The 9595-nt window shown below is 65.6% G+C and carries 10 protein-coding genes; 4 read left to right on the top strand and 6 right to left on the bottom strand.

Going from position 1 to position 9595, the window contains the following annotated elements; genetic code table 11:
- On the bottom strand, positions 1-815 hold an 815-nt coding region (locus tag AC1D3B_RS25205; RefSeq protein WP_478193407.1), incomplete at its 3' end, for an isocitrate/isopropylmalate family dehydrogenase.
- 3 nt (positions 816-818) lie between these two features.
- Entirely contained in the window at positions 819-1709 is an 891-nt protein-coding gene (locus AC1D3B_RS25200; RefSeq protein WP_478193406.1) for an alpha/beta fold hydrolase, read from the bottom strand.
- A gap of 75 nt (positions 1710-1784) precedes the next feature.
- Between AC1D3B_RS25200 and AC1D3B_RS25195 the strand changes: the two genes are divergently transcribed.
- Positions 1785-2729, top strand: a complete 945-nt coding sequence (locus AC1D3B_RS25195; RefSeq protein WP_478193413.1) for a LysR substrate-binding domain-containing protein — start codon at positions 1785-1787, stop codon at positions 2727-2729.
- Between the two features lie 6 nt (positions 2730-2735).
- On the opposite strand, the gene AC1D3B_RS25190 is transcribed toward AC1D3B_RS25195, so the two are convergent.
- Genes AC1D3B_RS25190 through AC1D3B_RS25175 form a run of 4 tightly spaced genes read right to left on the bottom strand, consistent with a single transcriptional unit; the run spans position 2736 to position 6690 of the window.
- The gene (locus AC1D3B_RS25190; RefSeq protein ID WP_478193405.1) at positions 2736-3617 is read right to left on the bottom strand and encodes a DMT family transporter; all 882 of its coding nucleotides are present in this window, start codon (positions 3615-3617) and stop codon (positions 2736-2738) included.
- On the bottom strand, positions 3614-4180 hold the full coding sequence (gene pgsA / locus AC1D3B_RS25185; RefSeq protein ID WP_478193404.1) for a CDP-diacylglycerol--glycerol-3-phosphate 3-phosphatidyltransferase: 567 nt from the start codon (positions 4178-4180) through the stop codon (positions 3614-3616). Before pgsA ends, AC1D3B_RS25190 begins: the two co-directional genes overlap by 4 nt.
- Before the next feature lie 45 nt (positions 4181-4225).
- Entirely contained in the window at positions 4226-6187 is a 1962-nt protein-coding gene (uvrC, locus tag AC1D3B_RS25180) for an excinuclease ABC subunit UvrC (protein WP_478193403.1), read from the bottom strand.
- A gap of 5 nt (positions 6188-6192) precedes the next feature.
- Positions 6193-6690: an OsmC family protein gene (locus AC1D3B_RS25175; RefSeq protein WP_478193402.1), complete on the bottom strand. Its 498-nt coding sequence runs from the start codon at positions 6688-6690 to the stop codon at positions 6193-6195.
- Between the two features lie 47 nt (positions 6691-6737).
- On the opposite strand from AC1D3B_RS25175, the gene earP reads away from it, so the two are divergent.
- The 3 genes from earP (at position 6738) to AC1D3B_RS25160 (ending at position 9477) form a co-directional block, all read left to right on the top strand.
- Positions 6738-7808, top strand: coding sequence for an elongation factor P maturation arginine rhamnosyltransferase EarP (gene earP, locus AC1D3B_RS25170; RefSeq protein WP_478193401.1), 1071 nt, complete (start codon positions 6738-6740; stop codon positions 7806-7808).
- A gap of 137 nt (positions 7809-7945) precedes the next feature.
- Positions 7946-8500, top strand: a complete 555-nt coding sequence (efp, locus tag AC1D3B_RS25165; protein WP_028253416.1) for an elongation factor P — start codon at positions 7946-7948, stop codon at positions 8498-8500.
- A gap of 113 nt (positions 8501-8613) precedes the next feature.
- Positions 8614-9477, top strand: coding sequence for an LOG family protein (locus AC1D3B_RS25160; RefSeq protein WP_478193400.1), 864 nt, complete (start codon positions 8614-8616; stop codon positions 9475-9477).
- The last annotated feature ends 118 nt before the right edge of the window (positions 9478-9595 follow it).

The following is a 9595-nucleotide window of genomic DNA, read 5'->3' as shown; positions in this document are numbered from 1 at the left end:
TTGGCGCTGGGCGCGATGCCGATGGTGCCGGTGCATGCAGGGCCCAGGTCCGACAGGATGTCGCCGAACAGGTTGCTCGCCACCACCACGTCGAAGAAGTCCGGGCGCTGGACGAAGTGCGCGGTCAGGATGTCGATGTGGAACTTGTCGAGCTTGACTCCAGGATAGTTCTTCGCCATTTCGGCCACGCGCTCGTCCCAGTAGGGCATGGTGATCGAGATGCCGTTGGACTTCGTCGCGCTGGTGAGATGCTTCTTCGGGCGCGAATGGGCCAGTTCGAATGCGAACTTGAGCACCCGGTCCACGCCGACGCGCGACATCACGGTTTCCTGCACGACGATCTCGCGCTGGGTGCCTTCGTACATGCGGCCGCCAATGCTCGAGTACTCGCCTTCCGTGTTCTCGCGCACGATGTACATGTCGATCTCACCCGGCTGCCGCGGCGAGCCGTCGCGACGGACCACCGGGGCCACGATGCCCGGCATCAGGCGCGCGGGCCGCAGGTTGATGTACTGGTCGAACTCGCGTCGAAAGAGCAGCAGCGAGCCCCAGAGCGAGACATGGTCCGGAATCTTCTCGGGCCAGCCGACCGCGCCGAAGTAGATGGCATCGTGGCCACCGACCTGGTCCTTCCAGTTGTCCGGCAGCATCTTGCCGTGCTTCTCGTAGTAGTCCCAGCTCGAGAAATCGAAGTGGTCGAACTTCAGGTCGATGCCGAACCTGCGCGCCGCCGCATCGAGCACGCGCAAGCCTTCGGGCGTGGTTTCCTTGCCGATGCCATCACCGGCGATGACTGCGATTCGTTGGGTGCTCATGTCTCAATCCTTGTGGTTCGCGTTGAAAAATGAAAGTGCCTGCGCCAACAGTTCACGCGGGGCTTCTTCGGGAATGTAGTGGCCGCAGGGCAGCGTTTCGCCCGACACGTCGTCGGCACGCTGGCGCCAGAGGTCCAGCACGTCGAAGCAACGGCCGACCACGCCATGCTCGCCCCACAGCACGCGCAGCGGCTGCGCCAGCTTGCGGCCGACAGCGGCGTCGGCCCGATCGTGGTCGAGGTCGATGGTGGCCGAGGCGCGATAGTCCTCGCAGATGGCGTGCGCAGTGCCGGCGATCGACGCGCAGCGTTCGTATTCGGCGAGCGCTTCAGGTGCAAAGGGTGTGAGGCCTGCGTGGCGCCCTCCCATCACGCTACGCACATAACGCACGGGGTCCGATTCGATCAGCGCCTCCGGCAAGGGCGACGGCTGAATCAGGAAGAACCAATGCCAGTAAGCACGGGCAAAGGCATCCGACGTGTTTTCGTACATCGCCAGCGTGGGCGCGATGTCGAGGAGCATGAGGCGATCCACCGCATCTGGATGATCTGCCGCAAGCCGATGGGCCACGCGTGCGCCCCTGTCGTGCGCCAGCACGCCGAAACGCTCGAAGCCGTGGTGCCGCATGGCGTCGAGCGCGTCGAGCGCCATCTCGCGCTTGCTGTAGCGGGCATGCGCGAGATCGGCCTCCGGGCGACCGGAGTCGCCATAGCCACGCAGGTCGAGCACGACCACGGTGAAGCGCTCGGCCAGGACGGGCGCCACACGATGCCAGATCACGTGCGTCTGAGGATGCCCGTGGAGCAGGAGCAAGGGTTTACCGCTGCCGCCGACGCGCCCGTGCAGCCGAACACCGTCGCGCGACAGATCGAAGGTGGAGAACGAAGCGAACATGCGATGAATTGTGCGTTGCGTGCCCCTTGCCATCAAGCAACAATCGACCAATTGATACTTTCCCAAATGGCAGCAATGGACCGGAGTGATCTCGAACTCGTGATGGCCATTCGCGCACGCGGCAGTCTTGCGGGCGCCGCGCTCGCGCTGAATGTGGTGCCCTCGGTGGTGACCAAGCGCCTCGGCGCGCTGGAGGGGCGGCTCGGCCAGCGGTTGTTCGACCGCACCACGCGCCGCCTCAGCGCCACGGCGGAAGGCGAAGCGGTCTGCCTCCATGCGAAGGGTCTGCTCGAAGGCTTCGCGGCACTCGAGAACGAACTCGGGGAACGTCAGAGCGAGCTGAGCGGCACGATCCGGCTCGTCGCCACCTTCGGATTCGGCAGGCGCTGGCTCGGGCCGGCACTCGCGGTCTTCAATGAACAGCATCCGGGGCTGCAGATCCAGTTGACCCTGGCCGAAAAGCTGCCGGACCTGGGCGCGGAAGGCCACGACGGCGCAGTGTGGCTATGGGCGCCGCAACATCGGCGTGCGGGTGCCTGGGTCACGCGGCGCATCGCACGCAACCAGCGTGTCCTCACGGCCGCCCCGGCCTACGTCGAGCGACGCGGCGTTCCAGCCGACGCCGCCGCACTGGCGTCGCACGACTGCCTCGTCGTGCGCGAGAACAGCGAGGGGAGCGAGCGCGAGTTCGCCCTCTGGACACTGCGCCATGCGAAGGACGGCACCATGACACGCGTCCATGTGCGCGGCCCGTTGTCGAGCAACTCGGGCGAAATGGTGCGCGACTGGTGCCTGGCCGGGCGCGGCATCATGCTGCGAAGCCTCTGGGACATTGCGCCGCACCTTGCCTCGGGCGAACTGGTTCGCGTGCTGCCGCATCTTGCGATGCCCGATGCCGACATCCAATGGGTCGCCCCCTGGCGGCCCAAGACGCCCCGCCGTGTACGGGTGCTCATCGACTTCCTGGTCGAGCGCTTTCGCGGGGAGCCGTGGAAGGTCGACCGTCCGAAGTCGCGCTGACCCGTTTCAGCGCTCGCCGCGGACCACCAGGCTCACGCCGACCGCCGTGGTGGCGATGCCCGCCACCGTCACCAGGGTGATCGGCTCCGCGAACAGCAGCCACGCCATCACGGCAGTGCAAGGCGGCACGAGATAGAGCAGGCTCGTCACCGCCGTGGCGGTGCCTCGCTGGATGAGGATGTACAGCAGCGAACTGCCGCCCAGCGACAACGCCAGGACGGACCACGCCATCGCGCCGCCCGAAGCCAGGTTCCATTGAATGCTGTCGGTTTCCAACGCGGCAAAAGGCAAGGTCACGAGCAGCGCCGCCGCGGTCTGGATCGCGTTCGCGCTGCGCGCGTCACAGGGCGCGAGGAAGCGCTTCTGGTACAGCGTGCCGGCGGTGATCGACAGGAGCGCCATCAGCGCCAACCCCATCGTCAGGACGCTGACTTCCCCGCCCTGCCCCAGCTTGCGCGACACGACAAGCACCAGCCCCGCGAACCCGAGAAAGAGGCCTGCCCACTGGCGACGCGCGATGGTGCCGCCGTTCATGGACATCCAGACCGCCGTCAGCACCGGCTGGATACCGACGAGCAGTGCAATGAGCCCGGAGCCCATGCCGGCCCGGACCGCCGCCCAGACGCCGCCGAGATACCCCGCCTGCATCAGGATGCCGGTCACCGCGAGATGGCCCCACTGCACGCGATCGCGCGGCCACGCGACGCGGGCCATCCGAGCCCAGACGAGGAAGCAAATCACCGAGAGTGCATAGCGCACCGAGAGGAACTTGAGCGGCGGCGCATAAGGCATGCCGTACCGCGCGACGATGAAGCCGGTGCTCCAGATCAGCACGAAGACCGCCGGCATGACACGCAGCCAGCCCGCCGAGCGGGCGGCGCCCGTCATTTCGCCCGGGCCCGGATCTCCGGTATGGCCTTTTGCAGGTAATAGACCATCGACCAGACGGTGAGGACCGCGGAAATCCAGATCAGCCACTGCCCCCACGCGCCGGTGTCGATCGTGCCGAACAGCACGCCGTTGAAGAGCAGGAAGGGAATCGCCACCATCTGCACCACGGTCTTCACCTTGCCGACCATGTGGACCGCGACGCTCTTGCCGGCGCCGATCTGCGCCATCCATTCGCGCAGTGCGGAAATCGCGATCTCGCGGCCGATGATGATGAGCGCCACGAACACGTCGGCGCGGTTCAGGTGGACCAGCACGAGCAGCGAAGCGCACACCAGGAACTTGTCGGCGACAGGATCGAGGAAGGCGCCGAAGGCCGAAGTCTGGTTGAGCCGGCGCGCCAGGAACCCGTCGAGCCAGTCGGTCGCCGCGAACACGATGAACATCACCGTCGCGATGAGATTGCGCGACGGCTCCGACAGCGGCAGGTAGAACACGCCCACGATCAGCGGGATCGCGACGATGCGCGCCCAGGTCATGATCGTTGGCAGGGTCCAGAACATGTGAACGAGTATATGGCCCGCCCTGACGCAGTTCCGCCGGGCGGCCTAATGCAAGGCCCGGTAGATCTCTTCCGCCAACTCGAAGGCGATGCCCTCGACCGACGCGATGTCCTCGACGCTCGCGGCCGCGACGCCGCGTATTCCTCCGAAGCGTTGCAGCAGGCGCGCGCGACGCTTGGGGCCGATGCCCGGGATGTCCTCGAGTTGGCTGCCGCCCACCCGGATCTTCGCCCGCTTGGCGCGCATGCCGGTGATGGCGAAGCGGTGCGCCTCGTCGCGAATCTGCGCGACCAGCATCAATGCCGCCGAGTCGCGACCGAGGTAGACCTTCTCGCGGCCATCGGCGAAGACGAGTTCCTCCAGGCCGACCTTGCGGCCTTCGCCCTTTTCCACGCCGACGATCAGCGATAGCGGTAGCCCCAGTTCGCTGAACACTTCGCGCGCCATCGACACCTGGCCTTTGCCGCCGTCGACCAGCACCAGTTCCGGCATGCGCGCGGTGCGCGTGCCGGGAGGCGCGTCCGTGCCTGCGCCCGCAGCATCACCGGCCGGAGGCGCTTCGGTTTCGGCAGCCATCGCCTCGGCCAGCTTGCCATAGCGGCGATGCAGCACTTGCCGCATCGCGGCGTAATCATCGCCCGGCGTGATGCCTTCGATGTTGTAGCGACGGTATTCGCGGTTCTGCATCGCGTGGTGCTCGAACACCACGCACGATGCCTGGGTCGCTTCGCCCGCCGTGTGCGAGATGTCGAAGCATTCGACGCGGAAGTTGTCAAGGTCGTCCGGCGCCAGTTCGAGTGCATCGACCAGCGAGCGCGTGCGCGCCTGCTGGGAGCCCTCTTCCGCCAGCAGGCGCGCAAGCTGGAGGCCGGCATTCGTGCACGCCATCTCCAGCCAGTGCCGACGCTGCTCGCGCGGCTGGAAAACCGCCGTCACGCGCGTGCCCGACTGCTGGGAGATGGCCTCGATCAGCTCGCGACTCACCAGTTCGCTCAGCACCAGCGTGGCCGGCACGGGCACGTCGATGTAGTGCTGCGCGATGAAGGCCTCCAGCACCTGCACCTCGACCGGGTCGGCCAGCGGCGGCGCATCATCGCCCTCGGAATCGCCTTCCACGTGCTGCATCTGCGTCGCGTCTTCCACGTGCACCGGGAAATAGGCGCGGTCGCCCAGGTGCCGGCCGCCGCGCACCATCGCCAGGTTCACGCAGGCCTTGCCGCCTTGCACCTTGACGGCGAGGATGTCCACGTCCTTGTCGGATGCGATCTCGACCGACTGCTGATGCAGCACGCGCGACAACGCCGACATCTGGTTGCGCAGTTCCGCCGCCTGCTCGAACTCCAGCTTCTCGGCGTGGGACATCATCCGCGCCTCGAGTTGCGTGAGCACGGCCTGCGTATCGCCCATCAGGAACGCCTCCGCATTGGCCACGTCCTGCGCATAGTCCTCCGGCGTGATGTAGCCAACGCAAGGGCCGCTGCAGCGCTTGATCTGGTAGAGCAGGCAGGGACGCGTGCGATTGCTGTAGACCGTGTCCTCGCAAGTGCGCAGCTTGAAGACTTTCTGCAGCAACTGGATCGATTCCTTCACCGCCCACGCACTCGGATACGGCCCGAAATAACGATGCTTGCGATCCACCGAGCCACGGTAGTACGCCAGCCGCGGAAACGTGTGCGACGCGATCTTGAGGTACGGATAGCTCTTGTCGTCGCGAAACAGGATGTTGTAGCGCGGCTTGAGCGTCTTGATCAGGTTGTTCTCGAGCAGCAGCGCCTCGGCTTCGGAGCGCACAACCGTGGTCTCCATGCGCGCGATCTTCGAGATCATGTGGCCGATGCGCGTGCCGCCGTGGTTCTTCTGGAAATAGTTCGCCACGCGCTTCTTGAGATTGCGCGCCTTGCCCACGTAGAGCACCGCGCCCGCCGCGTCGAAATAGCGATAGACGCCGGGCAATTGCGGCAAGGCCGCCACTTCGCTGAGCAACTGATCGGAATGCGTTTCTGCCATTGTTCTTATTGTTCTTGCTGTGACGTCCCCGTGCCGGCCGGCAGCACCGGTTCGCAGCGCACGTCCGTATGGACCGAATTCGCGATGAAGCACTGCTCGTGCGCCGAGTGATGCATTGCTTCGACCTGTTCCTGCGTGGGCAGGCGCTCGCCGGAGAACTGCACTTCCGGCCGCAGCGTGACAACGGTGATCGCGACCTTGCCCGCCGCGTTGCGCGCCATCTTGCCGGCCGCGCAGTCGGCATACCGTTCCACGCAAAAGCCACGCGAAGCCGCGATCGACAGGAACCACAGCATGTGGCAACTCGACAGCGAGGCGACGAAGAGTTCTTCCGGATCGACGGCGCTGGCATCCGACATGGGTAGCGGCACGACGTGCGGCGAGGACGAGCCGGCCCATTCCGCACCGCCGTCGAAGCGGATCGAGTGACGGCGGCTGTAGCGATTGCCGACGAAGTCCTGGCCGTCGCGTTGCCAGAGGATGTCGGCCGAGTGTTGTGACATGGATGCGGTCTCCGGTGTCTCCGTGAGGGGCTGTAGAGTATCCCGCGATGCGCTGGGACATTTTCTGCAAGGTGATAGACAACCATGGCGACGCTGGCGTCTGCTGGCGCCTGGCGGCGGCACTCGCAGGGCAAGGCGAGTCGGTGCGGCTGTGGATCGACGATCCCTCCGCGCTGGCGTGGATGGCACCCGATGGCTGCGAGGGCGTCACCGTCGTCTCCTGGACAGAGGCGGCGGCCGAAAGCCATGCCCACAGCGCACCCGCGCCGGACGTTCTGGTCGAGGCCTTCCGCTGCGACCCGGCGCCTGAAGTCATCGAACGCTTCGCCGAACAGGCGCCGAGAAGCGGTTCGATGCACCGCTGGATCAACCTCGAATACCTGTCGGCCGAACCCTATGTCGAGCGCCTGCACGGCCTGCCCTCCCCGGTCTTCAGGGAGCCGGGCGCCGGGCTGACCAAACACTTCTTCTATCCCGGCTTCACGCCCGCGACGGGCGGGCTGCTGCGCGAACCCGAATTGATGGCGCGACGAGAGCGCTTCGACCGCGGCGCCTGGCTCGCACAGCAGCGCATTCCCTGGCAGGGTGAGCGCCTCGTCGCGCTGTTCTGCTATGAGCCGCCGGCGCTCGAAGCCCTGCTCGTCCAGTTCGAGCGCGACGACCAGCCGACCCGCCTGCTGGTGACCGCGGGGCGCGCCACTGCCGCCGTGCCCCCCGGACCGGCACAGCGCGGCGGGCTCTCGATCTCGTGGCTGCCCTACATGCCGCAGGCCGACTTCGACCGCCTGTTGTGGGCCTGCGATCTGAACTTCGTGCGCGGGGAGGATTCGCTGGTCCGCGCGATCTGGGCCGGCGCGCCGTTCGTGTGGCAGATCTATCCGCAGGACGACGACGCCCACCACACCAAGCTCGACGCGTTGATGGACTGGATGGGCGCACCGCCGTCCCTGCGCAGCTTCCACCACCTCTGGAACGGAATGGCGAAAGCCCCGCTGCCGGTTCTGACCCAGGCCGCGCTCGAAACGTGGCGTTCGCCAGCGCTGGCAGCCCGCGCCTGCCTGCTCGAACAGGACGACCTTTTGACGCGTCTGCGGCGTTTCATCGTCCAAAAAAGCTAAAATTGCGGGCTTTGCGGATTTCCGGCAGAGGGCATGCCCCGACGCCGCACCTTCCGCTGAACCCGCCGCGGTGAATGCGCCGTAGGGCCAAAGGGCCCGACGACGCACCGAGCGGCCAACATCCAGAGACCCTGATTATGAAAATCGCTCAAGAAATCCGCGCTGGCAACGTGATCATGCACGGCAAGGACCCCATGGTCGTCCTCAAGACCGAATACAGCCGCGGCGGCCGCAATTCCGCCACCGTGCGCATGAAGCTCAAGAGCCTGATCGCCAACTTCAATACCGAAGTGGTCTTCAAGGCCGACGACAAGATCGACCAGATCGTGCTCGACAAGAAGGAGTGCACCTACTCCTACTTCGCCGACCCGATGTACGTCTGCATGGACACCGAATACAACCAGTACGAAGTCGAAGCCGAGAACATGGGCGACTCGCTCAACTACCTCGAAGACGGCATGCCGGTCGAAGTGGTGTTCTACGACGGCAAGGCCATCTCGGTCGAACTGCCGACCAGCGTCGAGCGCGAAATCACCTGGACCGAACCGGCCGTCAAGGGCGACACCTCGGGCAAGGTCATGAAGCCTGCCAAGATCTCCACCGGCTTCGAGATCGGCGTGCCGCTCTTCGTTGCGCAAGGCGACCGCATCGAAATCGACACCCGCACGGGCGAATACCGCAAGCGCGTCTGAGCGACCGCCCCTCCTGAAAAGGCTCCCTCGGGAGCCTTTTTTGCGTCCGCTTCAAATCACCGGGCCCGAAAACTGCTGGGCGCACAATTCAGCTTCGCTTTTCTCGCAAGACCATGCCCAACACACACGACCTTCACGACAAACGCCTCGCCGACGCCTGGGCCACCCTGYAGGCCCATTCGGACAAGGGTCTCCCCCTGCACAACGACCCATCGCGGCTGGCCTTCGCCGATCCCGAATTCCTGCTGCGCCGCGAGACGCGCGGACTTCGGATGCAGCTCGAACTCATGAAACCGGACCTCGAAATGCGCGCCCATGGCATCGAGAACACGGTGGTCGTTTTCGGCAGCGCGCGATTCCGCAGCGAGGAGGAATCGGGCGCCCTGATCGCCCAGGCAGAGGCCTCGGGCGACACCATCGCCACCGACCGCTGGCGCCGGCTGGCACGCAGCTCCCACTACTACGAGAAGGCGCGCGCCTTTGGCAAGCTCGTCGCCCAGTACAGCAATGACCGGGAGCCGCAGGACAAGCTTTTCGTCTGCACCGGTGGCGGACCCGGCATCATGCAGGCGGCCAACCGCGGCGCGTATGAAGGCGGCGGCCTGTCGGTCGGCCTGGCAATCGCGCTGCCAATGGAAGAGGAAGCCAATCCCTATGTCACGCCGGCGTTGAGCTTCAAGTTCCACTACTTTGCGATCCGCAAGATGCATTTCATGATGCGGGCGAAGGCACTCGTGGCTTTCCCGGGCGGCTTCGGCACGTTGGACGAGCTTTTCGAGGTCATCACGCTGGTACAGACCCGGAAGGCCAAGCCGGTCCCGATCGTGCTCTTCGGCTCGGACTACTGGAAGCAGCTCATCAACTTCGAGTTCCTGGCCGAGGAAGGTGTCATTTCCCCGAACGACGTGAAGCTGATCGAGTACGTGGACGCCCCTCAAGACGCTTGGGACTACATCAAGACCTTCTATAAACTCTAACTCGCCCCCAGGCTTGCCCACTTCGTGTGGCCGCCTACCCCCTACCGGGGGCAACACCGGCGGCCCGGCGGAGCCGGATCCGCGGTGTTTCACGATTGGTCCGGCTTGCCGGCCTCCT

The organism is Variovorax sp. P5_A3 (assembly GCF_056400665.1).
This window is presented reverse-complemented; position numbering and strand designations above follow the sequence as displayed.

Bases quoted from the DNA above. Each gene is read 5' to 3' on its own strand.
- AC1D3B_RS25200 (WP_478193406.1), bottom strand. From the start codon at position 1,709: ATGTTCGCTTCGTTCTCCACCTTCGATCTGTCGCGCGACGGTGTTCGG.
- AC1D3B_RS25195 (WP_478193413.1), top strand. From the start codon at position 1,785: ATGGACCGGAGTGATCTCGAACTCGTGATGGCCATTCGCGCACGCGGC.
- AC1D3B_RS25190 (WP_478193405.1), bottom strand. From the start codon at position 3,617: ATGACGGGCGCCGCCCGCTCGGCGGGCTGGCTGCGTGTCATGCCGGCG.
- pgsA (WP_478193404.1), bottom strand. From the start codon at position 4,180: ATGTTCTGGACCCTGCCAACGATCATGACCTGGGCGCGCATCGTCGCG.
- uvrC (WP_478193403.1), bottom strand. From the start codon at position 6,187: ATGGCAGAAACGCATTCCGATCAGTTGCTCAGCGAAGTGGCGGCCTTG.
- AC1D3B_RS25175 (WP_478193402.1), bottom strand. From the start codon at position 6,690: ATGTCACAACACTCGGCCGACATCCTCTGGCAACGCGACGGCCAGGAC.
- earP (WP_478193401.1), top strand. From the start codon at position 6,738: ATGCGCTGGGACATTTTCTGCAAGGTGATAGACAACCATGGCGACGCT.
- efp (WP_028253416.1), top strand. From the start codon at position 7,946: ATGAAAATCGCTCAAGAAATCCGCGCTGGCAACGTGATCATGCACGGC.